The sequence below is a fragment of the Synechococcus sp. A15-127 genome (assembly GCF_014280215.1).
In the GTDB taxonomy this organism is placed as follows: domain Bacteria; phylum Cyanobacteriota; class Cyanobacteriia; order PCC-6307; family Cyanobiaceae; genus Parasynechococcus.
Genome location: NZ_CP047948.1, coordinates 607,208 through 628,356, shown reverse-complemented (window position 1 = coordinate 628,356; position 21,149 = coordinate 607,208). Strand labels below are relative to the sequence as shown.

Here is a 21,149-nt window from a genome sequence, read left to right as displayed (position 1 = left end):
AAGCTGATGGCTCGCCAAAGGCGGAGGATCCGGGGGCAGAGCCAGTTCCAGGCGATCACAGCTCCATGGCGGGGTCCCCTGACCGCCCTGAGCAGCGTGATTCTTGCCGGATCCATCGGTTACCGCATCACCGAAGGCTGGGACTGGGGGGACTGTCTCTGGATGGTGCTGATCACCATCAGCACCATCGGCTACGGCGAGGTGCATCCCCTCTCCTCACAGGGCCGGCTTGTGACCGTGCTGATTGTGATCGGCGGTCTGTTGGTGGTCCAGCTGTTCATCCAGCGCGTGCTGGGGCTGACAGAATCGGGTTACTTCCGACAACTTCGGGAGTTCCGCTTCCAGCGCCTGCTTCAGAGCATGCGGAATCACGTCATTCTCTGCGGTTACGGACGCATCGGTCAGGAGATCGCCGCTCAGCTGCAGCGCGATGACATCCCCCTCGTGGTGATCGAAACGGATCCCGAGCGAAGCCAGATCGCTGAATCACGAGGTCTGAAGGTGCTTCTGGCCGATGCGACGCTCGATGAATCCCTGCTTGAGGCTGGGCTGGAGCAATGCCGCAGCCTGGTGGCTGCGCTGCCCGGAGATGCATCGAACCTCTACGTGGTGCTCAGTGCCCGTGACCTGCAACCGTCCTGCCGTCTGATCGCCCGAGCCAACAGCGATGAAGCGGCCGCCAAACTGCGACTGGCCGGCGCCACTGTGGTGGTGAGCCCGTATATCGCCGGAGGACGAGTGATGGCGGCTTCGGCCCTGCGACCGCTGGCGATCAATTTCATGGAGCTTCTGGTCGGCTCCAACTACGAGATCGAGGAATTTCAGCTCAGCAGCGACCCGCTGCATCTGCTCAACGTGCACGGCCGCTCTCTGCAGGAGCTGGAACTGGGACGGCGCAGCGGCGCCCTTGTGCTGGCAATCCGGGAAGGGAACGATCTGATCGCCAATCCCCGCGGGGAAACAAAGCTGGCCCCCGGACAGCTGCTGATCGTTCTGGGCAGCAGACCTCAGCTCAAGTGCTTTCAGGAGCTGCTGGGAGAGGCGGTCGACAGCATCGAAACCATGGCTGGCTGAGGAGGCAATCACACCGATCCCTACGATCCTCCGAGCTCAGGCCCCTTCATGACCTCCTCCACAGCCCTCACCGGCCAGACCGCCCTGGTGACCGGCGGCGGCCGCGGGATCGGTCGGGCCATCGCCCTCGCTCTTGCGGAATCCGGCATGGAGGTGGTGGTCAACTACTCGAGCTCAGCCGCCGCGGCCGAGGAGGTGGTGGAGCTGATCACCGCATCAGGAGGCAAGGCCTACGCGCTCCAGGCGAACGTGGCGATGGAGGAGGACGTGGACGGTCTGATCAAGACGGTCCTTGAGCGCAGCGGTCGTCTTGATGTGTTGGTGAACAACGCCGGCATCACCAGGGATGGGCTGCTGATGCGGATGAAAACGTCCGAATGGCAGGCAGTGATCGATCTGAATCTCACGGGCGTGTTTCTCTGCAGCCGAGCTGTGGCTCGACCGATGCTCAAGCAGAAGAGCGGACGGATCATCAACATCACCTCCGTGGTGGGCCTGATGGGCAACGCCGGCCAGGCGAACTACGCCGCAGCCAAGGCCGGGGTAGTGGGCCTGACCCGGAGCACCGCCAAGGAGTTGGCCAGCCGCGGCATCACCGTGAATGCCGTGGCGCCGGGATTCATCGCCACGGACATGACCAAGGATCTCGATGCCGATGCCATCCTCCGGGACATTCCCCTCGGCACCTTCGGCACCCAGGAGCAGGTGGCTGGAGCCGTGCGTTTCCTGGCCACAGACCCCGCCTCGGCTTACATCACCGGCCAGGTGCTCCAGGTGGATGGCGGCATGGTGATGGCCTGACGATCACGACTCCAGCGGCTGAGCCAGTTCTTCACGCAGTCGGCGGATCCGCTGCAACAGGCGCAATCGGCGGCTGCGGGCTGTCGCGGTCAGGAAGATCCGCAGAGGCACGTAGACGAGGGCCATGGACCCCGCCAACCCGGCCATCAGCACAAAAAAGAAGGCACCGGAATCAGCCATATCCGGACGTTAATCAGCCTGTGCTGAGCAGGCATGCCCGCCACGGCAGACATTCGGCTTTCCCCACCGCGCACCCCCTGCACCTGGCCTCCGTCGCTGTGGGACATTAATTTGCGGCTGTCCAGTGACCATGGCGAAACTCCTTTCCTTCTCCGACGAGTCCCGCAGCGCTCTTGAGCGGGGTGTCGATGCTCTTGCCGACGCCGTCCGCGTCACCATCGGCCCCCGCGGCCGCAATGTGGTGCTCGAGAAATCCTTCGGCGCCCCTGACATCGTCAATGACGGTGACACCATCGCCAAGGAGATCGAACTGGAGGATCCCTTCGAGAACCTCGGAGCGAAACTGATCCAACAGGTGGCTTCCAAGACCAAGGACAAGGCCGGTGACGGCACCACCACAGCCACCGTGCTCGCCCAGGCCATGGTGCGGGAAGGCCTGCGCAACACCGCCGCCGGAGCCAGTCCCGTGGAACTGCGCCGCGGCATGGAGAAAGCCTGTGCCCAGGTGGTGGAGGGTCTCAGCCAACGCAGCCAGACCGTTGAAGCCGACGCCATCCGTCAGGTCGCCACGGTGAGTTCCGGGGGTGATGACGAGGTCGGTCAGATGGTGGCGGAAGCCATGGACCGTGTGAGCGTGGATGGGGTGATCACCGTTGAGGAATCGAAATCCCTGGCCACAGAGCTGGAGGTGACCGAGGGCATGGCCTTCGACCGGGGCTACAGCTCCCCGTATTTCGTCAACGACGGCGATCGTCAGCTGTGTGAGTTCGAAAACCCGCTGCTGCTGCTGACCGACCGCAAGATCAGCGCCATCGCTGACCTGGTGCCTGCGCTCGAGCTGGTCCAGAAGAGCGGTTCCCCGCTGTTGATCCTTGCCGAAGAGGTGGAGGGAGAGGCTCTCGCCACGCTGGTGGTGAACAAGAACCGCGGCGTTCTGCAGGTGGCTGCGGTGCGCGCCCCATCCTTCGGCGAGCGCCGTAAAGCGGCCCTGGCCGACATCGCCGTGCTCACGGGAGCCACGGTGATCAGCGAGGACAAGGCGATGACGCTGGACAAGGTCACCCTGGCTGATCTCGGCCGAGCCCGCCGGATCACGATCAGCAAGGAGAACACCACGATCGTCGCCAGCGAGGATCACAAGCAGGCGGTGTCGGCCCGGGTCGCCTCGATCAAGCGCGAGCTGGAAGCCACCGACTCCGATTACGACCGCGAGAAGCTGAATGAGCGGATCGCCAAACTGGCGGGCGGTGTCGCCGTGATCAAAGTGGGTGCCCCCACTGAGACGGAACTCAAAAACCGCAAGCTGCGCATTGAAGATGCACTGAACGCGACCAGGGCCGCAGTGGAGGAGGGCATCGTCGCCGGCGGAGGCAGCACCCTGCTGCAGCTGGCCCAGGGGCTCGATGCGCTAGTGGCGCATCTCGATGGCGATGAGCGGACTGGCGTTGAAATCGTGCAGCGAGCCCTGGCGGCTCCCGTTCACCAGATCGCCACGAACGCGGGTCGAAATGGCGACGTGGTGATCTCAGCCATGCGGAAGAGCGGCCAGGGCTTCAACGCGCTGACCGGCAATTTTGAGGACCTCAGAGCCGCTGGAATCGTCGACGCCACCAAGGTGGTGCGTCTTGCCCTTCAGGATGCGGTCTCCATCGCCTCCCTGCTGATCACCACGGAAGTGGTGATCGCCGACAAGCCCGAACCGCCGGCAGCGGCCCCTGAAGGTGGTGGAGATCCGATGGGCGGCATGGGAGGAATGGGCGGCATGGGCATGCCCGGCATGGGAGGAATGGGCGGCATGGGCATGCCCGGAATGATGTGATCAGCCGGCCATGCCTCGGCAGTAGGCGGCCACCTGCAGATCCACGCCCGTGATCGCTGTTCCCACAACGACGTTGTCCGCTCCGGCCTTCAGAGCCGAGCGGGCGGCGTCCGGGGACGAAATTCCTCCTTCACAGATGAGGCGCACGCTGGTTTTCAGCTGATGCCTCAGATCCGGCAACAGAGACAGCCCCGGGGGCTGCTGACCGGATGTCTCCTCCGTGTAGCCAAAGAGCGTGGTGCCGACCCAGTCGCAACCGAGGGAGGCCGCACGCAATCCGTTTTCGACGCTGTCAACATCAGCCATCAGGGGGGCACGCAGCTCGACCCTCGCCCGTTGGATCAGATCCTCCAGCTCCTGCCTCTCAGGACGGGGTCGGGCCGTGGCATCGATCGCGATCACGTCGGCACCGGCAGACCAGACCGTCTGGATTTCCCTCCAACCCGGCGTGATGTACACGGAACTGTCAGGGAACGTGCATTTCCACAATCCGATGATCAAGGCATCGGGGCAGCGACGGCGAACCGCTCCGATGTGTTCCGGGCTCTCAAGACGAACCCCGACCGCTCCGTTGCGGAGTGAGGTGTCGGCCATGGCCGCGATGACATCAGGGTCACGCATGGGAGAGCCCGGAGGGGCCTGAACGGAAACGATCAGTCCCTGATCCAGCACCTCATTGGACGGCAACATGACGTCTCAGGAAGCCTTGGGGAAGGTTGACTCAGCACCGGGCAGCCAGCGGCGCAGGGAGCGTGGTGTGCTGAAAGGCGGTGCCGGAACAGGCCGCTGGGGCTCGGCGGGCTGTTCAGCGACGAACGGCTGTTCCTCGACGACAGAAGGCTTCTCGACAACAGGCTGCTCCTCGTTCGTGCCGCCCGTGATCTCCAGGAAGCCGGCCGCTGCGGAGGACTCAGCAACGACGGAACCATCCGGTTCACTGCTCAACGGCGTGAGGGAAGCCATCGGACTCTCCGAAACCGGCGCTGCTGCTGTGGAGACCGGCAGTGTCGCGACGCCGAAGCGGTGCACCCACTGCCCCTGCAGCAAAGAGAGACGGCGGGCATCACCCCGCTCTTCGGCTTCAAGCATCTGCCTGGAGAGGGCGTGCTGACGGGCTGAAGGCTGCTGGAACGGTGAAGAAGGCACGGATTCAGGAGAGCTTGCGGTTGAGCAGTGGACGGATCAGCAGGAACAGTCCGACGGTGAGCACCAGCAGAACGAGAAGACAGGCGAAGCCGGTGACATCGCCGTAGGGCGCCTCGAGGAGGACAGCCGAGAGATCGAGCGAACCGCTGTATGCGGCACGGATGGGCTCAATCGCGAAGGTAAGGGGATTCAGGGCCGCAAGCCAGCCCAGCCAGGCCGGCATGAAGGACAACGGAGCCAGAGCCGTGCTGGCGAAGAGCAGCGGAAGATTCGCCACGAAGATCACGGCGATCAGCTCGATGTGACCCGGCAGCGCAAAGGCCATCCCGAGACTGAGGGCAGTGACCGCGAACACCAGCAGCAGCAGGGTGGCAACCACCAAGAGCAGACCGACGCCACCGGGCCAGCCGTACCCCAGCAGGGCGGCGGTGATCATGATCGCCAGGCTCTGAAGCAGGCTCAGCACTGTGATGTACAGCACGGAGGCCAGCACGATCGAACTGCGACTGCGCAGGGGAGCGACGAGCAGACGATTAAGAAAGCCGAATTCACGGTCGAACATCACCGGCAAGCCGGCATTCAGGGCACCGCTGAACGCTGTGAACACAATCACTCCCGCTCCGAGAAAGCGGCCGTAACTCATGCCCCCGGGCAGCAGCCCCTCGGGTGCGTTGGCGAAAAGGGCTCCGAACAGAATCAGCCAGATCAGTGGCTGCAGCACGCCGGCCACCAGGGTCGATGGGCGCCGCGCCAGTTGAAGAAACAGCCGTTTCGTGAGGGCAGAGGTCTCCTGAACAAGCTCGGAGACCGCTCCCCGTTCCGGTGCGGTGCTGTTGATGGACAGGCTGGGAGAGGTCATCGATCAGCGCATCACATGGACTTTCGACGTTCCTGCTTGACATCGCGCTGACCGGCCACGGCCAGCTCGGCATCCATCAGGGTGCGTCCTGTTGCCTGAAGGTAGACGTCATCCAGGCTGGGGCGGCTCTGGGCCAGCGCGAACACCGGAACTCCCGCTCCAGCCAGTCGATCCCGGAGACGCTCCACCACCGGCTCGCCCTCGATCACGAGATTCAGGGAGAAGCCCTGTGCTCGATTCACCACCACCTGTCGCACGCCCTCCAGGGGCTCCAGCAAGGCACGCACCCGGTCAGCCTCCTGCGGATCGCTGAACTCGCGAACCCTCAGCGTCAGGCGGTCCCCTCCCAGGCGCCGCTTCAGCTCCTCCGGCACGCCTTCGGCGATCACCGTTCCGGCATCGATGATGGCCATTCGATCCGCCAGAGCTTCCACCTCCTCCAGATAGTGGCTGCTCAGAAGCACGCTGGTTCCAGCCTCAACCAGCTGGCGCAGCAGCTCCCAGATTGCCGAACGGCTCTCGATGTCGAGACCGACGGTCGGCTCATCGAGCACCAGCAGCCTCGGACGATGCAGCAGACCGGCGGCGAGATCAAGCCGCCGCCGCATCCCTCCGGAGTACGTGCCGCATCGGCGATCAATCCACTCCGCCATGGCCAGACGGTCGATCAGGTCGTCGATCCGCTGGTTGCGATCCGAACGACCCAGGTGATACAGGTCTCCCTGAAGCTGGAGCAGTTCCCGGCCCGTGAGGATCTTGTCGATCGCCACCTCCTGGGCCACATAACCGAGCAGACGACGGACCGCCCGGGGATCCTCTAGGGCATCAACACCGGCCACCTGCACCGACCCCCGATCGGGCCCCAGCAGGGTGGCCAGAATCCGCATCGCCGTGGTCTTGCCGGCTCCGTTGGGTCCGAGCAGACCGAACAGGCAGGCTTCTGGCACCGACAGAGAGAAATCCCGGAGGGCCTGAACAACTCCGTAAGCCTTGTGAAGCTGTCGCAGTTCAATCAATGCCATTCCACCACCTGAGCACTGGACACAACCCCTGAGCTAAATCTAGGGAGAGCTCACACGGCCTGGATCTGCAGCAGCAGAGCCCGGACCTGCTGATCGAATCCCGAGGCGAGACCTGTGCGGCTGAGAACAAGCAGCAGACAGATTCCGAACAGATAGAGGATCGACCAACGGAACAGCCCCTTGGCGCCGGAGAGGCTGTCGGGGTCCTGGGCCAGACGCCGCACCATCTGCAGCAGTCGACCGTTGAAGGGCAGCAGCATCAGGCCGTAGAAGATCCCACCGGTCGGCAGCACCAGAGCCCCCGCGCTGCTGAGGACCACGGTCGCCCAGCCGTAACGACGAATGGCACGAGCCGTCACCACCGGACCTTTCACCACAGGCAGCATGGGGATGCCGACAGCTCTGTAGTCCTCTCTCAGCAGCAGAGCGAGAGCCCAGAAATGGGCTGGGGTCCAGACCATGACCAGAGCGAACAGCCACCAGCCGCCCAGACCGATGTGGCCGGTGGCCGCGGCCGCACCCACCAGAGGCGGGATGGCTCCAGCGACGCCGCCAATCACGATGTTCTGGGTCGTGCGGGGCTTGAGCAGAGCGGTGTACAGGAGCACATAACTGCAGAGACCAAGCAGGCTCAGCCCGGCTGCCAGACAGTTGACGCCGCTCACCAGCAGCATCGCCGCCGCCAGGGTGCAGGAGATGGCACCGATGAAGGCGCTGGTGGGCGAAAGCCTCCCCGACGGCAAGGCCCGGCCGCTGGTGCGCTTCATGCGTCCATCCAGATCCTGCTCCCAGAGGCAGTTGAGAACGCCGGCGGCGGCGGCGGCCAGCGCGCCACCTCCCAGGGTGCAGACGAGACGGGGGGAGGAGAGCGGCCAGCCCTCGGTGAGCGCCATCCCCCCGAGGGTGGTGGCGAGGAGCAGAGGAATCAGGCGGGGCTTGGCCACCTCCAACCAGGGCGGAAGCTTGATCCGTTTCCTGGACGGAACCACCTCCTCACGAGTGGGAGTCGATGCGGTCACTGAACTAGCCATGACAGGGCTCCAGAGAGGACTCGTCGAGGACGACGGGCATGGGGGAGAACGGCACGTCAGGACGACGCACCAGAAGCGAGGCGAGCACTGCCACCAGCAGGGCAGCCACAAGCTGATGGGCCACGGTGACCAACGGCTGGGACAGGCCCAGCCGCAGCGTCCCGACTCCAAGACCCACCTGACAGGTGACAAGAATCGCTACAGGAATCAGGTAGGGCCATTGCCGGCGGCTCCAGCCACCGGCCAGAAGCGCTGAGAACACGAACAACAGCACCAGTCCGGCAGCGGGTACGGCGGCATTGCGGTGGAGGATCAGCCAGCGACAGCCGTCCCCTGCGGCCAGGCAACGCTGAGCGGCCCAGGAGGTGGCCATCAGAGCCCCCAGCAGGGATTGCGCCACCACTGCCAGCAGGGCCAGTCCAGCCAGCGGAGTCCACCAGACGGGAGCAGCCTCGCCACCTGGATGGAGAAGTCTCTGGGTGAGACCGCTCAGCAAAGCCACCAGGGTGAGGGCCATCGCCAGGTGAGCCGTGACGATGCCGGACGGAAGCAGGTCCAGCACGGTGAGCGCGCCGAGCCCACCCTGGAGCGCCACCAGGAGCACCAGGACCATCGCCAATGATGGGAGCCATCCCGGGAGAAGACGCCTCCTCAGGAAGGCGACGACTGCCATCACAAGCAGGGCGACGCCGACAACGAAGGCGTCAAGGCGATGGAACCATTCCAGAAAAACCTGGAGATTCATCTGGCGCCCGGGGAGGAGCGTGCCGAAGCACAGAGGCCAGTCCGGACAGGCCAGCCCTGCCTCCATCACCCGCGTTGCTCCACCGATGACGACGAGAGCAACAAGGGCGACAACGAGATGAGCCGCCAGAAATCCGAGACGCCGACGGATCGGAGACATGCAGGAAAGAGTCACCGATGAACCTCCATCCGAAACAATCACCGAGGACACATACGGACCGTAGCGATCTGCTGAAGGGCGTCACGTCTTGTGGACGACTACAACATCGCAGCTCTTCATCGATCCACTTTTGCTGACACGAAATGACCTAAACCTTTCGTTCACGTGTGCCATTGAACAATTTTCACCCACGCTTAACAATCCATCCATGGAGATACCGGTCCACCTCCATACGCTGAATGGAGTCAGGGTCTACGTGGGTGCAGATCCCTTCCGCCATCGTCACTCTTGTGATCGGCATGATCCTTGTCCTCACAGGGCTATGGATCGGACAGAGCTTCAATCTCCTGCCCGTTGATGCGAGCGCAAACGCTCCGATCTACGACGAACTTTTTCAGGTTTTATTCACGATTGGAGCCATCCTGTTTATCGGGATCGTCGGACTTCTGGTGTTCAGTCTGATTCGCTTCAGGCGTCGCCCTGGACAACTGGGGGATGGCATTGCCATGGAAGGAAACCTGCCGCTGGAAATCTTCTGGACTGCAGTTCCTGCCATCGTCGTTCTCTTCGTCGGCCTGTACAGCTACGACATCTACGACCGGATGGGCGGCATGGTCCCGCTCGCCCACGACCACATGGCCACATCCGGTGCCGCAGCCGGCGAGGAGCGCATCTGGGGTGGAATCAGTTCCGGCTCCATCGAAGACGCGGCGACGGCACCAGCCGCGCTTCCCATCGACGTGACGGCGATGCAGTTCGCCTTTCTCTTCCACTACCCGCAGGGAGACATCATCTCCGGGGAACTTCACGTGCCTGCGGGTCGCCCGGTAACGCTGCGGATGGAAGCCAAGGATGTCATCCATGCCTTCTGGGTTCCGGAGTTCCGCCTCAAGCAGGACGTGATCCCGGGCCAGCCGACTCAGCTCAGTTTCACGGCAACACGCCCCGGCCGCTATCCGATCGTCTGCGCAGAACTGTGCGGCCCGTACCACGGAGGGATGCGTTCCACCGTGGTCGTTGAAGAAGCCGATGCCTGGGACGAGTGGTTCAGCAGCAATGCCAAACCCGAGACCGACGTCACCACCCCCGTTGCCAACGCTTGACATGACTGTTGCAACCCCTTCGGACACCCTCGTCTCACCCCCACGGCTGCAGCCAACCGGCTGGCTCCGCTACCTGAGCTTCAGCGTCGACCACAAGGTGATCGGCCTGCAGTATCTGGTGTGCGGATTCCTCTTCTATCTGGTCGGTGGAGCCCTCGCTGGTGCCATCCGAACCGAGCTGGCCAGCCCTGTCTCCGACTTCATGGCACGGGATGTCTACAACCAAGTGCTGACCTTGCACGGGACGGTGATGATCTTTCTATGGATCGTTCCTGTGGTGAACGGTGCCTTCGGTAACTACCTGATTCCCTTCTATGTGGGAGCCCGTGACATGGCCTTCCCTCGGCTGAATGCTGTGGCCTTCTGGCTCATCCCTCCAGCCGGACTGTTGCTGATCACCAGTTACTTCCTCACCGGAGCAGCCCAGTCGGGCTGGACCGCCTACCCCCCGCTGAGCATCACAACTCCGGCAACAGGCCAGATCATCTGGATCCTCAGCGTTCTGCTTCTGGGAGGCAGCTCAATCTTCGGAGGAATCAACTTCATCGCCACGATTCTGAAGCTGAGGCGACCGGGCCTGAAACTGATGCAGCTACCGATGTACTGCTGGGCGATGCTTGGAACCAGCATCCTGGTCGTCCTCTCAACGCCTGTGCTGGCTGGAACTCTGGTGCTCCTGAGCTTCGACATCGTTGCTCATACGGGATTCTTCAATCCAACGCTGGGGGGGAATGTTGTGGTTTATCAGCATCTGTTCTGGTTCTATTCACATCCCGCCGTTTACATCATGGTCCTGCCGGCTTTCGGCCTCGTAAGTGAGATCCTGCCGGTTCACGCCAGAAAGCCTCTGTTTGGCTACGTCACGATGGTGTACTCAATCATGGCGATTGTGATCCTCGGGCTGGTCGTCTGGGCCCACCACATGTTCACGAGCGGCACGCCACCGTGGATGCGCCTCTTTTTCACAATCGCCACCGCCTTCATCGCCGTTCCCACTGGCATCAAATTCTTCAACTGGCTGGCAACGTTGTGGGGGGGAAGGATCAATCTCAACAGCGCCATGCTCTTCTCCTGCGGCTTCATCGTGAACTTCGTGCTGGGCGGAATCACCGGAGTCGCCCTCGCCCAGGTTCCTTTCGACATCCACGTGCACGACACCTACTTCGTGGTTGCTCACTTCCACTACATCGTCTTCGGTGGGTCGGTGTTCGTGATTTTTGCCTCCGTTTACCACTGGTATCCGAAATTCACCGGACGCCTGCTCAATGAAGATCTTGGGCGCCTGCACTGCGCACTGACCTTCATCGGCTTCAATCTCTGCTTCGGACCGCAGCACTGGCTCGGACTCAACGGCATGCCGCGTCGTGTCGCCGAATATGACCCGCAATTCACCCTGATCAACCAGATCAGCTCGGTGGGAGCGCTGTTGATGGCCATCAGCACCCTTCCCTTCCTCTGGAATGTGATCCGCAGCGCCATCGCCGGTCCCGTTGCTGGAGACAACCCCTGGAACGCTCTCACCCCAGAGTGGCTCACCAGTTCCCCGCCACCGGTCGAGAACTGGATCGGGGAAGCACCACTGGTGGAGGAGCCGTACGGCTACGGAGTCCCCGCCGAGCAACTTGACCTGGCCGCCACAACCGGCCGTGACCTCTGGAGCAGCGGCAAATGACCACCACCCTCCCCAGTGAAAACAGCAGCCTCGAGCAGGCGGACCACGGCCATGAGGAGCATGCGGACCACCGGATGTTCGGCCTGGCGACCTTTCTGGTGGCGGATGGCATGACCTTCGCCGGGTTCTTCGCGGCCTATCTCACGTTCAAGGCCGTGAATCCCCTGCCGAGCGGAGCGATCTACGAGCTGGAGCTCCCACTGCCGATCCTCAACACGGTTCTGCTGCTCGTCAGCAGTGCCACGTTCCACAAAGCCGGGCAGGCCCTGCGCCTGAATGCCATGGCCCGTTGTCGAAGCTGGCTGCTGGTCACCGCCGGGCTGGGCTTGGCCTTCCTGGTGAGTCAGATGGTGGAGTACTTCACCCTTCCGTTCGGCCTCACCGACAACCTCTACGCGAGTACCTTCTTTGCAGCAACAGGATTTCACGGCCTGCACGTGACTCTTGGAGCGCTGATGACTCTGATCGTGTGGTGGCAAGCACGTGCGAACGGTGGACGAATCAGCCCGGAAAATCATTTCCCCCTGGAGGCTGCTGAGCTGTACTGGCACTTCGTGGACGGGATCTGGGTGATTCTGTTTGTGATCCTGTATCTGCTCTGATGCCTTGCCAGCGCTGAGAAGCACCGTCAGAATTCAATTGAATCAGTGCTTCAAATGCTGGTCGGCAAAGAACTGCTCGACAAGGCCAGATCTCTGAGCGATAGGCCAGAGAAAGAGATCGCGCTGGGATGCGGCTACGTCGGTCCCAGTGGACGTGTTCTGCAGAAAAGTTTCTGCCGTGCACTGGTGGAAGCGAAAGCCGAAGAACAGGGCTGGACTCTGCCGAAGAGCTCCGGTCATTCCGGTGGAGCACGAGGCCGCCAGGCCGAGTTCCGCACACGAGTTCACGGCAACGGCAATCTGCTGATCGGCCACGCCTACACCCGGCGTCTCGGGCTTGAACCCGGCCAGGAATTCAAGATCGAGTTGCACCGTGATTCCGGTGCCATCTGGCTGCTGCCTCTTGAACAGAACGGTGCTGACCTCGAGCAGGACAGCTCGGATCAGGTCCAGCCGTGATCGTCAAGCCAGGAGCGACCGAGCTCTGGCTCTGACGAACGGGTTCTGTTCTCTGCAACCATCGGCCCGGCCGCCAGAAGCCTTTCGGCGTAACGCGCCAGCAGATCAGCCTCCAGGTTCACCCTGTCTCCGACCGCGAGCTGACGCAGTGTCGTGGCCCCCCACGTGTGGGGAATCACCGCCAGGGTGAAGTTCACCCCATCCTCCGAGCAGTCCGCCACGGTGAGACTGATGCCATCCACAGCGATGCTGGCCTTCTCGCACACATAGCGTCCGAAGCGAGGATCCTGCCAGCGCAAGGCCAGTTCCCACGATTGTGGCAAGGCCTCCACGGACGCCACCGTGCCGATGGCATCGACATGACCACTGACCATGTGCCCCCCGAGACGGTCAGTCAGGCGCAGCGCCGGCTCGAGATTCACGGCTCCCCCCCGATCCGCCTTGGCTCCGAGAGTGGTGCGGCTCAGTGTCTCTTCGCTGACATCAGCACGGAAACCATCACCGGAGAGCTCCGCCACGGTGAGACAGACCCCGTCAACCGCCACGCTGTCGCCGATCTCCAGCGGACCGAACCCGCTGCACCCCTCGATCAGCACCGCAGCGGAACGCCGCTGGATCCGACCCACCGCCTGAACAAGCCCCGTGAACATTGCTGCTCGCCCAACAGGATCCCTTGGCCATAATCGGTCAAGCCGGGGACTTCGCCATGGTGGAGATGAGCGTCGCCGGTATCGCCCTTGATGCGTCCAGTAGGACGCCGATCGTGCTTCTTCGCGATCCGAGCGGTCGCCGTCAGGTGCCGATCTGGATTGATCAGACCCAGGCTCACAACATCATGGCGGGTCTACAGGGGGATGCGCCCCCGCGCCCCCTCAGCCACGACCTGATGGCATCACTGCTGACGGCGGGCGGCCTCGAGCTGGAACGTGTGATCGTCCATGCCATTGAGGACAGCACCTTCCACGCCGTGCTGAAACTGCGCTCCGACCAGGATCCCAGTCAGGAGGAGACGCTGGACGACGACCCTGACGACCCACTTCAAGTGGATGCGCGTCCAAGTGATGCGATTGCCCTGGCCGTCCGCACGGGCAGCAGCATCTGGATGCTGGAGGAGGTGGTGGCGGAAGCATCGATCGCCGTCGACGCCGAGGCGGATGCCGAGGATCAGAGTGCCTTCAACCGGTTCGTGGACGATCTCAGCCCAGCAGCTCTGGTGCGCCATCTGAGAAAGCGTGGGGAGCTTGACGAACCATCCGAGGAATGAGACGGCGCTTCGGGGACGGTCGCGCCATCAGCCTGTTCACCCTCGGAACGATGCGGGCTCTGGGCTCCATCGAACAGATGGAGACCGTGCTGAAAGCAGCCGTCAGAGCCGGAATCAATCACCTGGAGACCGCTCCGGCCTACGGACCCGCTGAACGGTTCCTGGGGGAAGCCATGAAGCGGAGCGGAACCGTGCCCGAAGGCGGCTGGGTGATCACCAGCAAACTTCTGCCGGGCCTGAGCTTCCAGGAGGGGCAGCAGCAGCTGGAGGCGATGCTCCGGCGCCTCGACCGTCCCCAGCTCGACAACCTCGCGGTGCATGGAATCAACCGTCCCGAGCATCTCGAGTGGGCTCTCCAGGGGGACGGCAATGCCCTGCTCGACTGGGCCATGGACCGTGGCCTCGCACGCCAGGTCGGCTTCAGCAGCCACGGCGACACGACGCTGATCCAAGCCGCGCTCGAATCCGGACGTTTCCGCTTCTGCAGCCTGCATCTGCACCTGCTCGACCCAACGCGGATCCCCTTGGCCCGGTGGGCTCTCGACCACGGCCTCGGCGTGATGGCGATCTCACCGGCTGACAAGGGGGGGAGGCTTCAGGCCCCGAGCCCGACCCTGATCGACGACTGCCGGCCCATTCCACCGCTGACGCTGGCCTACCGGTTCCTGCTCGCGACCGGTGTTTCAACGCTCACGATCGGAGCGGAAGCGGCAAGGGATCTGGAGCTGGCGGCCACCCTCGCCGCGGCCGACGGCCCCTTGGACTCAAGCGAGAAGGCAGCGCTGGAGCGCCTGCAGAGCCAGAGACTCCGGCGGCTCGGCGCCGACCACTGCGGCCAGTGCCGCGCCTGTCTGCCCTGCCCCCAGCAGGTGCCGATTCCGGATCTTCTGCGATTGCGCAACCTGGCGGTCGGCCATGACCTGAGCGGCTTCTGTCAGGAGCGTTACAACCTGATCGCCCGCGCCGGGCACTGGTGGGAATTACTGGACGCCTCCGCCTGCGAGCGCTGCGGTGACTGTCTGCCGCGCTGTCCCCATCAACTGCCGATTCCGGATCTGCTGGAGGACACGCACCGGCGACTGAAGGCCTCTCCCCGGCGGCGCCTATGGGGCTGATTGCGTCCAGCGCTGAACCAATTGGTTCCGCTCAGACCCGGGGACTGGCGGCAGAGACCAGCAGCGGGACCAGATCTCCGGATCCGGGAGCACCAGCTGTCTCCAGCGGCTTGGAATCGACTGTCCTGCCGGCTCGAGCTCCCGTCGGCTCAGCGGCGGCCGCCAGCCTTGACGCAGCAGGCTGCTCGCCATCGGCTCGGACCAGGCCTGCTCAACCCAGGCGCGCGGCAACGGCTCCCTGGTCTGGGCAGGACGAACCAGCAGTGTCCAGTGCAGGGGCGCTCCGGACTGCGGCAACACGGCCGTAAGCCGTGGATCCCGTTTCAGTAGAGGCATGCAGCGCTGCAGAGGCAGCACCACCAGCCGTGCCTCCCCCTTGAGCAACCAGTTGAGTGCCTGGCGGTCATCCAGGGTCAGCAGCTGCCGCCTCAGACGCGGCAGTGGATCATCCCCATCGAGCTGATCGGCGAGGTTCATCACCCAGCGGGGACTGGCGGGCAAGACGATGCGCTGTTGGAGAGCCGGATCGAGCAGCACATCCCAGCTGCGGCGGGCAGCCCCCAGCCAGGGTTCTCGGCGACGCGCGATCATCACCCAGGGACTGACTCCCGCCGGCAGAACCTGAGCGGCCCGTTGGGTCGGCAGGGACGCCAGAAACGCACGGGCCTTGGCATCGAGCCTCCTCTGAAGCGGAGGCGCTCCGAGAGCCTGCAGCTGATCAGCTGGAATCCCGTCCAGCCAGCCATCACTGAGCGCCAGCAGATCCGGCTGCTCCAGCTCCGCATCGGCCCAGAGATCCATGCTGGAGGTGGGGAGAAACCGCCATGGCGATGGCAGGGCCTCGCGCCACGGTCGTGGAATCCCGTCCTTGGCGGCCAGCAACCTCGGTGCCGCAGAGGTTGACCCGCAACCGGCCAGGGCCGCCAGACCGGCACCACCGAACAGCTGCAGCAGACGCCGCCGGCTGAGACCAGTGGAGCCGGTGAAGTGAGGTGTCATGGCCCTGACGTTACGGGTGGCTCCAGCAGCGCTTGCATCGCCCGGTCGCAGCTGCCCTGAAGATCCGCAGGGCTGATGCCCTGCAACTGAGCCAGCAGCAGCAGACCACCCGCACCGACTCCCTCCTTGACGTAGCCGTGCTCGTAATCCCTCAACTGCTGATGACAGCTGTTGTGGAAGCGGACACCGCTGGAGAGGGCCACCGTGCCGACCCGGAACCGTGCCGCCAGGGCATCGATCAGACGATCGAGAGGCGGGCGGTCTTCGCCCGGGGACTGTTCCTCTGCCAGCCAGGCCGTGGTGCCGAGCATCACCCGCTCAGACAGTCGCTGACGGCCATCCTCCGATGACGCCGCCATGGCCAGCGCCAGCACCGCCACCATCTGGCTGCCGCCGGCCAGAAGAAGCGGCTGGGAGCCATCGGCCGCCCCCACCAGCAGACCAGCTGTGAGCGCCTGGAAGGGATCACCGACCGCCGCGACGACGGCTTCCGCGGCCGGATCCGGCCCGAGGCCGGCCTGATCCAGTCCGGCAGCGACGAGCCGGCGCTTGAGGACATGGGGCGGTTGCCGCGCACTGCCGCTGATCAGTCCGTTCACCGGCAACCCAAGGGCAGTCAGCACCGCCTGAGCCGTGGTCGTGCCTCCCGGCACGCATTCCGCCAGCACCAGAGGACGGCGCAACCGGCGCCCCAGCCGCTTCCCCTGCCTCCAGAGCCGCTGCACCCGATCAGCGCTCATGGCGTGACCGGTGGAAACACAGTTCGCTGGCCCTTCAGCAGCCCCCTCGAAGCGGAGATGAGGGAAATCCGGCTCCACGGGAAGCCCCAGGGCCACGACCGAAGGGTTCAGCGGGACCCATGGGAGCACCGCATGACTCAGAAGGGCCGGCGACACACCGGCGGGCAGGGGAGGCAGAGGCCAGCGGCGGGCGACCGCCGGTCCGTCGAGCAACAGTTCGGCATCGGCGACCGCCGTCAGACGCCGCGAAGCGGCGGTGGCGCCAGCAGCGGAGATGCCGTCCTGTTCCGCCGTGGATGTCGCTGCCAGCACCAGCAGCAGATCGAGCCGACCGGTCCGGTCGCTCCAGACCCGCAGATGGTGATGAATGAGATCCGCCTGGCAACAGTCACCCAGAACCCGGCATCCAGGTGGTAACCCGAACGCTTCAGAGCGGGTCAAGGGCCACCAGCGCATGCAGGAGACGGGGTGGTTCGGGGATCGGCGAGCGGAGCCTCGGGAAGATCCAGAAGGCCAGCGCATGCAGGGAGATCACGTAGACCACCTCCTGGACGACTACCAGTGCCAGGGCCATCAGCTGAACGGTTGAGAGATCCGGAGTGATGGGCAGATGCAGCACAGCGATCAGCCGGTCGAGCAGCGAGGCGCCGGCTCGGGTGATCACCACCCAGAGGTTTTCCCCCACCAGAAGCGACAGGACGATCACACGCACCAGGAAGCCGGCCGTGCCCAGCACCACCCCAACAAACCAGCTGAGCCACCAGCTCAGACCACGACACCAGCACCATCCGAGCCACAACGCCAGGGAGCCGTAGGGGAAGAGAAGCAGAGGGCCCCGCACAGGTCCCATCAGAGCGGTGAGCAGCAGCACGGCCAGCAGCATTCCCTCGAGGCCGGATCGACCCCCGCGCCGCAGCTGAAGCAACGCGATGGGCAGCGGAAGTGCCAGCCGGAACAGCGCACCACCAACCGGCAGGTAGTAGAGCGCCAGCCAGATCAGCCCCGTGGTGGCGGCGAGATAGGCCCCTTCCACCAAGCGCAGGGCCTGCTGACGGCTGAGCGGCGCCGGTTCTGAGCTCATGGGCCTTCGCCGGGAACCGTCGGATCGTCCACGGCCTCGATCCTCTCGACGGAGAAGGCCACCGATGCATCCCGCAGGGCACGGGTGACCGCCTCGGCGGGAGCGGAAGGATCGGCTCCCGCCAGCCGGATCGTGACCCGGTAAGGCAGTGACAGACGCGGCGGCGCGGCGGAGACCACCTCCGGAACGGGATCCTTCATCTGCTCAGCGGCTGTCACTGGACTCTCCGGCAGGGGATCCGGCTGTCTGGCCTGAGCGTTGTCTGCATCGTCTGCTTCGTTGTCCTCAGCAGGAGCCGGGTCCTTGGCCTCGACCTGATCCGAAGGGCGTTCAACCGCGCGCGACACGGGCGAAGGAGGAGTCGGCGAGACGCCGTTCACCTCAGGATCAAAGCTGCGCTCGAACTGTTCCGCTAACGGACTGCCGGCGCAGGCCTGCAACAGCACAAGAGGCAACAGCAAGAGCCAGCGAAGCATCAGCTGTCGCCCGGTTTGATCACCCGCACAGCACTGGCCCGCAGCCGACCGCTCTTGGTGGTAGCGGGGGGCTTCTTGGCCGCCGGTTTCTTCGCGGCCGGCTTCTTGGCCGTCGCTTTGGCCGCCCCCGTCTTGCGGGTGCCCTTCTTCGCTGACGCCTTGGCCGCCAGCAGCTCCACCGCCTCCTCCAGGGTCACATCGTCCGCTCCCTTGCCCTCCGGAAGGGAGGCATTCACCTTGCCCTGCTTCACGTACAGGCCGTAGGGGCCGTCATACACCTGGATGGTCTCCTCGCTGCCATCGGGCTTGCCGAGGTCCTTGAGGGCCGTCCGCCCCCCCCGACCACGCTTCGGCATGGCCAGCAGCTCCATCGCCCGGCTGAGACCCACAGCCAGCACATCGTCCTCTCCCTTGAGGGAGCGGTAGTCCTTCTCACCCTTGCCCTTGTCCCACACCACATACGGTCCGAAACGACCGAGACCGGCCTGAACCTTGCCGCCATCGGGATGCTCCCCCAGAAGCCTGGGGAGCCGCAGCAGACCCAGCGCATCATCGAGGCTGAGATCCTCGGGCTTCTGGCCCTTCGGCAGGGATGCCCGCTTCGGCTTCGGGTTGTCGTCGCTGACCTGGCCGCGCTGCACATAGGGGCCGTACTGACCGAAGAGGAGGTAAACCAGATCGCCGGTTTCCGGATCTTCACCCAGCGCTTCCGGCCCATCAGCCTTCTGTTTCAGGATCAGTTCAGCCTGTTCCTCATCCAGATCTGCCGGCGTGATCTCCCGCGGCAGGGTGGCCTTGATGAGCTCTTCCTCCCCCTCCTCACTGACGCGCTTGGACTCCAGATAAGCCCCGAAGCGACCGATGCGGACCACACAGGAGAGTCCCTCGAGGTCCACGGTGCGGGACGCACCGGGATCGATGTCTCCCTCCCGCTGCTGAACCTGGGTCTCCAGTCCCTGATCGCCCTTGTAGAAGCCCTCGAGGTACGGCAGCCACTGAACCTTGCCGTGAGAGATCTCATCCAGGGTGTTCTCCATCCTGGCGGTGAAGCTGGTGTCCACCAGATCGGGGAAGTGCTCTTCCAGCAGAGCGGTCACGGCAAAGGCCGTGAAACTCGGCGTCAGGGCATTCCCCTGCAGCGTGGCGTAACCGCGATCCACGATCGTGCCGATGATCGAGGCGTACGTGGAAGGTCGGCCGATTCCCTCCTTCTCCAGCATCTTCACCAGGGATGCTTCGCTGAACCGAGCGGGCGGCTGGGTCTGGTGTCCCAGCGGTTCCACCTGTTTCGGTGTTGGCGAATCCCCCACCGCAAGGGCCGGCAGGAGCACTTCCTGGCCTTCCAGCGCGGCATCGGGGTCATCGCTGCCTTCCACATAGGCGCGGAAGAAGCCGGGAAAGTCGATGCGCTTGCCGCTGGCCCGGAAACCGGCCTTTCCGGAACTGAGCTCCACCGACAGCATCGTGAGCCTGGCTTCCGCCATCTGGCTGGCCACGGTGCGTTTCCAGATCAGTTCGTACACCGCCAGATCGCGCCCGTCCAGACCGGTGTCTCCCGGCGTGCGGAAGCTTTCTCCCGAGGGACGGATCGCCTCATGGGCCTCCTGCGCGTTGCGGGCCTTGGTGCTGAACTGCCGCGGGCCCTTGCTCAGATACTCCTTGCCGTAGAGCGACTCGACACAGCTTCGCGAAGCGCTGATCGCCTGATCCGAGAGATGCACCGAGTCGGTGCGCATGTAGGTGATGAAACCGCGCTCATACAGCCCCTGGGCACAGCGCATTGTTTCGCGTGCGGAGAGCCTCAGCTTGCGGTTGGCCTCCTGCTGCAGCGTGCTCGTGGTGAACGGAGGCACCGGTTTGCGCACCGTGGGCTTCTCCTCGACCGCATCCACGCTCCAGGGACTCGAGCGGACCGTCTCCGCCAGAGCGCGGGCCTCTTTCTCGCTCAGCAGAAGCACATCGGAGCCGGCCTTGAGGCCACCGGTGCTCTCGTCGAAGTCGTTCCCCGTGGCGATTCTCTTGCCGCTGAGGTGGGTGAGTTTCGCCTCAAAGCCGCTGCCCCCCTGCTCAAGCTGAGCTTTGAGATCCCAGTAGCTGCCGCTGCGGAAGGCCCTGCGGGCCCGCTCCCGCTGCACCAGCAACCGCACCGCCACGGACTGCACACGACCGGCCGACAGTCCCCAGGCCACCTTCTTCCAGAGCAGGGGAGAGAGGGTGTAGCCGACGAGGCGATCGAGAATCCTCCGGGTCTCCTGGGCATGCACCAGCTCCATGTCCAGATCCCTGGTCTGGTCGAGGGCCTTGCCGATCGCCTCCTTGGTGATCTCGTGAAACACCATGCGTTTCACGGGAACCTTGGGAGCGAGCAGCTGGAGCAGGTGCCAGCTGATGCTCTCGCCTTCGCGGTCTTCGTCAGTGGCCAGCAGGAGCTGCTCGGCCCCCTTCAGCGCGTCTTTGAGCTCCTTGACGACCTTTTTCTTGTCCTTCGGCACCACGTAGAGGGGCTCGAAGTCCGACTCCGTGTTCACTCCGAGATTGGCCCACTTCTGGCCTTTGGCGGATGCAGGGATCTCGCTGGCGTTGTTGGGCAGATCCCGCACGTGGCCCATGGACGCCTCCACTTTGAACCCCTTCGGAAGAAAGCCGCGGATGGTGCGGGCTTTCGTGGGGCTCTCAACGATGACGAGGGTGTGCGCCACAGACAGGGCTTGAACCGTGCACCTTCTTTATCGCACCGCCCACCGATCTGCATGACGAACGCCTCCCGGTGGCGCCGCTAGAGTCGCCGAAACCCTCTGGTTC

General features: G+C 64.2%; 22 protein-coding genes. 9 read left to right on the top strand and 13 right to left on the bottom strand.

The genetic code is table 11. The annotated features are described in order from the left end of the window. The first annotated feature begins 6 nt into the window (after positions 1-6). The gene (locus tag SynA15127_RS03155; RefSeq protein WP_043695427.1) at positions 7-1,074 is read left to right on the top strand and encodes a TrkA family potassium uptake protein; all 1,068 of its coding nucleotides are present in this window, start codon (positions 7-9) and stop codon (positions 1,072-1,074) included. 48 nt (positions 1,075-1,122) lie between these two features. After that, a complete protein-coding gene (gene fabG / locus SynA15127_RS03150) occupies positions 1,123-1,875 on the top strand; it encodes a 3-oxoacyl-[acyl-carrier-protein] reductase (RefSeq protein WP_186484971.1) in 753 nt (250 codons plus the stop codon). 3 nt (positions 1,876-1,878) lie between these two features. On the opposite strand, the gene SynA15127_RS03145 is transcribed toward fabG, so the two are convergent. Further along, positions 1,879-2,055, bottom strand: coding sequence for a hypothetical protein (locus SynA15127_RS03145; RefSeq protein WP_156957186.1), 177 nt, complete (start codon positions 2,053-2,055; stop codon positions 1,879-1,881). Between the two features lie 130 nt (positions 2,056-2,185). Between SynA15127_RS03145 and groL the strand changes: the two genes are divergently transcribed. Beyond that, positions 2,186-3,874: a chaperonin GroEL gene (gene groL / locus SynA15127_RS03140; RefSeq protein WP_186484970.1), complete on the top strand. Its 1,689-nt coding sequence runs from the start codon at positions 2,186-2,188 to the stop codon at positions 3,872-3,874. Here the strand turns inward: groL and SynA15127_RS03135 are convergent, their stop codons facing one another. From SynA15127_RS03135 to SynA15127_RS03110, 6 genes are read right to left on the bottom strand one after another with little or no spacing between them, the layout of a single operon-like run. Continuing rightward, positions 3,875-4,564 carry an N-acetylmannosamine-6-phosphate 2-epimerase gene (locus tag SynA15127_RS03135; protein WP_186484969.1) on the bottom strand — a complete coding sequence of 230 codons (690 nt, stop codon included), beginning with the start codon at positions 4,562-4,564 and terminating at the stop codon, positions 3,875-3,877. 6 nt (positions 4,565-4,570) lie between these two features. Next, entirely contained in the window at positions 4,571-5,020 is a 450-nt protein-coding gene (locus tag SynA15127_RS03130; protein ID WP_186484968.1) for a hypothetical protein, read from the bottom strand. A 4-nt stretch (positions 5,021-5,024) separates the two neighbouring features. Next, positions 5,025-5,879 (bottom strand): ABC transporter permease, encoded by an 855-nt coding sequence (locus SynA15127_RS03125; protein WP_186484967.1) that lies wholly within the window; start codon positions 5,877-5,879, stop codon positions 5,025-5,027. Positions 5,880-5,890: 11 nt separating this feature from the next. Continuing rightward, positions 5,891-6,901 carry an ATP-binding cassette domain-containing protein gene (locus SynA15127_RS03120; protein ID WP_186484966.1) on the bottom strand — a complete coding sequence of 337 codons (1,011 nt, stop codon included), beginning with the start codon at positions 6,899-6,901 and terminating at the stop codon, positions 5,891-5,893. 50 nt (positions 6,902-6,951) lie between these two features. Then, on the bottom strand, positions 6,952-7,932 hold the full coding sequence (locus SynA15127_RS03115; protein WP_186484965.1) for a heme o synthase: 981 nt from the start codon (positions 7,930-7,932) through the stop codon (positions 6,952-6,954). Beyond that, entirely contained in the window at positions 7,925-8,836 is a 912-nt protein-coding gene (locus SynA15127_RS03110) for a heme A synthase (protein WP_186484964.1), read from the bottom strand. Before SynA15127_RS03110 ends, SynA15127_RS03115 begins: the two co-directional genes overlap by 8 nt. Positions 8,837-9,096: 260 nt before the next feature. Here SynA15127_RS03110 and SynA15127_RS03105 point away from each other — a divergent pair, with 260 nt between their 5' ends. Genes SynA15127_RS03105 through SynA15127_RS03090 form a run of 4 tightly spaced genes read left to right on the top strand, consistent with a single transcriptional unit; the run spans position 9,097 to position 12,672 of the window. Further along, positions 9,097-9,939, top strand: a complete 843-nt coding sequence (locus SynA15127_RS03105) for a cytochrome c oxidase subunit II (protein ID WP_043695399.1) — start codon at positions 9,097-9,099, stop codon at positions 9,937-9,939. Position 9,940: 1 nt separating this feature from the next. Continuing rightward, the gene (gene ctaD, locus SynA15127_RS03100; RefSeq protein WP_043695395.1) at positions 9,941-11,611 is read left to right on the top strand and encodes a cytochrome c oxidase subunit I; all 1,671 of its coding nucleotides are present in this window, start codon (positions 9,941-9,943) and stop codon (positions 11,609-11,611) included. Further along, positions 11,608-12,213 (top strand): cytochrome c oxidase subunit 3, encoded by a 606-nt coding sequence (locus SynA15127_RS03095; protein ID WP_043695392.1) that lies wholly within the window; start codon positions 11,608-11,610, stop codon positions 12,211-12,213. The genes ctaD and SynA15127_RS03095 overlap by 4 nt, the downstream gene beginning before the upstream one ends. 54 nt (positions 12,214-12,267) lie before the next feature. Beyond that, positions 12,268-12,672, top strand: a complete 405-nt coding sequence (locus SynA15127_RS03090; RefSeq protein ID WP_186484963.1) for an AbrB family transcriptional regulator — start codon at positions 12,268-12,270, stop codon at positions 12,670-12,672. Here SynA15127_RS03090 and SynA15127_RS03085 read toward each other — a convergent pair. Beyond that, on the bottom strand, positions 12,657-13,322 hold the full coding sequence (locus tag SynA15127_RS03085) for a riboflavin synthase (protein ID WP_186484962.1): 666 nt from the start codon (positions 13,320-13,322) through the stop codon (positions 12,657-12,659). The two genes, SynA15127_RS03090 and SynA15127_RS03085, sit on opposite strands and share 16 nt — an antisense overlap. A 56-nt stretch (positions 13,323-13,378) precedes the next feature. Between SynA15127_RS03085 and SynA15127_RS03080 the strand changes: the two genes are divergently transcribed. After that, a complete protein-coding gene (locus tag SynA15127_RS03080) occupies positions 13,379-13,936 on the top strand; it encodes a bifunctional nuclease family protein (RefSeq protein ID WP_186485544.1) in 558 nt (185 codons plus the stop codon). Beyond that, complete coding sequence (locus tag SynA15127_RS03075) at positions 13,933-15,051, top strand: aldo/keto reductase (protein WP_186484961.1); 1,119 nt, start codon at positions 13,933-13,935, stop codon at positions 15,049-15,051. Before SynA15127_RS03080 ends, SynA15127_RS03075 begins: the two co-directional genes overlap by 4 nt. Here the strand turns inward: SynA15127_RS03075 and SynA15127_RS03070 are convergent. The 5 genes from SynA15127_RS03070 to topA are packed head-to-tail and all read right to left on the bottom strand — an operon-like array spanning position 15,040 to position 21,046. Further along, positions 15,040-16,050 (bottom strand): ABC transporter substrate-binding protein, encoded by a 1,011-nt coding sequence (locus SynA15127_RS03070; protein ID WP_186484960.1) that lies wholly within the window; start codon positions 16,048-16,050, stop codon positions 15,040-15,042. The genes SynA15127_RS03075 and SynA15127_RS03070 overlap by 12 nt on opposite strands. Next, positions 16,047-17,246 (bottom strand): nicotinate-nucleotide--dimethylbenzimidazole phosphoribosyltransferase, encoded by a 1,200-nt coding sequence (locus tag SynA15127_RS03065; protein ID WP_186484959.1) that lies wholly within the window; start codon positions 17,244-17,246, stop codon positions 16,047-16,049. The genes SynA15127_RS03070 and SynA15127_RS03065 overlap by 4 nt, the downstream gene beginning before the upstream one ends. Continuing rightward, positions 17,218-17,871, bottom strand: coding sequence for a DUF2232 domain-containing protein (locus SynA15127_RS03060; RefSeq protein ID WP_186484958.1), 654 nt, complete (start codon positions 17,869-17,871; stop codon positions 17,218-17,220). Before SynA15127_RS03060 ends, SynA15127_RS03065 begins: the two co-directional genes overlap by 29 nt. Then, a complete protein-coding gene (locus SynA15127_RS03055) occupies positions 17,868-18,347 on the bottom strand; it encodes a hypothetical protein (RefSeq protein ID WP_186484957.1) in 480 nt (159 codons plus the stop codon). Before SynA15127_RS03055 ends, SynA15127_RS03060 begins: the two co-directional genes overlap by 4 nt. Continuing rightward, positions 18,347-21,046, bottom strand: coding sequence for a type I DNA topoisomerase (gene topA / locus SynA15127_RS03050; protein WP_186484956.1), 2,700 nt, complete (start codon positions 21,044-21,046; stop codon positions 18,347-18,349). Before topA ends, SynA15127_RS03055 begins: the two co-directional genes overlap by 1 nt. Positions 21,047-21,149: the final 103 nt, after the last annotated feature.

What these genes read in the sequence shown, in the direction of transcription:
- SynA15127_RS03155 (WP_043695427.1), top strand. Translation starts at nt 7, where the DNA reads ATGGCTCGCCAAAGGCGGAGGATCCGGGGGCAGAGCCAGTTCCAGGCG.
- fabG (WP_186484971.1), top strand. Translation starts at nt 1,123, where the DNA reads ATGACCTCCTCCACAGCCCTCACCGGCCAGACCGCCCTGGTGACCGGC.
- SynA15127_RS03145 (WP_156957186.1), bottom strand. Translation starts at nt 2,055, where the DNA reads ATGGCTGATTCCGGTGCCTTCTTTTTTGTGCTGATGGCCGGGTTGGCG.
- groL (WP_186484970.1), top strand. Translation starts at nt 2,186, where the DNA reads ATGGCGAAACTCCTTTCCTTCTCCGACGAGTCCCGCAGCGCTCTTGAG.
- SynA15127_RS03135 (WP_186484969.1), bottom strand. Translation starts at nt 4,564, where the DNA reads ATGTTGCCGTCCAATGAGGTGCTGGATCAGGGACTGATCGTTTCCGTT.
- SynA15127_RS03125 (WP_186484967.1), bottom strand. Translation starts at nt 5,879, where the DNA reads ATGACCTCTCCCAGCCTGTCCATCAACAGCACCGCACCGGAACGGGGA.
- SynA15127_RS03120 (WP_186484966.1), bottom strand. Translation starts at nt 6,901, where the DNA reads ATGGCATTGATTGAACTGCGACAGCTTCACAAGGCTTACGGAGTTGTT.
- SynA15127_RS03115 (WP_186484965.1), bottom strand. Translation starts at nt 7,932, where the DNA reads ATGGCTAGTTCAGTGACCGCATCGACTCCCACTCGTGAGGAGGTGGTT.
- SynA15127_RS03110 (WP_186484964.1), bottom strand. Translation starts at nt 8,836, where the DNA reads ATGTCTCCGATCCGTCGGCGTCTCGGATTTCTGGCGGCTCATCTCGTT.
- ctaD (WP_043695395.1), top strand. Translation starts at nt 9,941, where the DNA reads ATGACTGTTGCAACCCCTTCGGACACCCTCGTCTCACCCCCACGGCTG.
- SynA15127_RS03095 (WP_043695392.1), top strand. Translation starts at nt 11,608, where the DNA reads ATGACCACCACCCTCCCCAGTGAAAACAGCAGCCTCGAGCAGGCGGAC.
- SynA15127_RS03090 (WP_186484963.1), top strand. Translation starts at nt 12,268, where the DNA reads ATGCTGGTCGGCAAAGAACTGCTCGACAAGGCCAGATCTCTGAGCGAT.
- SynA15127_RS03085 (WP_186484962.1), bottom strand. Translation starts at nt 13,322, where the DNA reads ATGTTCACGGGGCTTGTTCAGGCGGTGGGTCGGATCCAGCGGCGTTCC.
- SynA15127_RS03080 (WP_186485544.1), top strand. Translation starts at nt 13,379, where the DNA reads ATGGTGGAGATGAGCGTCGCCGGTATCGCCCTTGATGCGTCCAGTAGG.
- SynA15127_RS03075 (WP_186484961.1), top strand. Translation starts at nt 13,933, where the DNA reads ATGAGACGGCGCTTCGGGGACGGTCGCGCCATCAGCCTGTTCACCCTC.
- SynA15127_RS03070 (WP_186484960.1), bottom strand. Translation starts at nt 16,050, where the DNA reads ATGACACCTCACTTCACCGGCTCCACTGGTCTCAGCCGGCGGCGTCTG.
- SynA15127_RS03065 (WP_186484959.1), bottom strand. Translation starts at nt 17,246, where the DNA reads ATGCGCTGGTGGCCCTTGACCCGCTCTGAAGCGTTCGGGTTACCACCT.
- SynA15127_RS03060 (WP_186484958.1), bottom strand. Translation starts at nt 17,871, where the DNA reads ATGAGCTCAGAACCGGCGCCGCTCAGCCGTCAGCAGGCCCTGCGCTTG.
- SynA15127_RS03055 (WP_186484957.1), bottom strand. Translation starts at nt 18,347, where the DNA reads ATGCTTCGCTGGCTCTTGCTGTTGCCTCTTGTGCTGTTGCAGGCCTGC.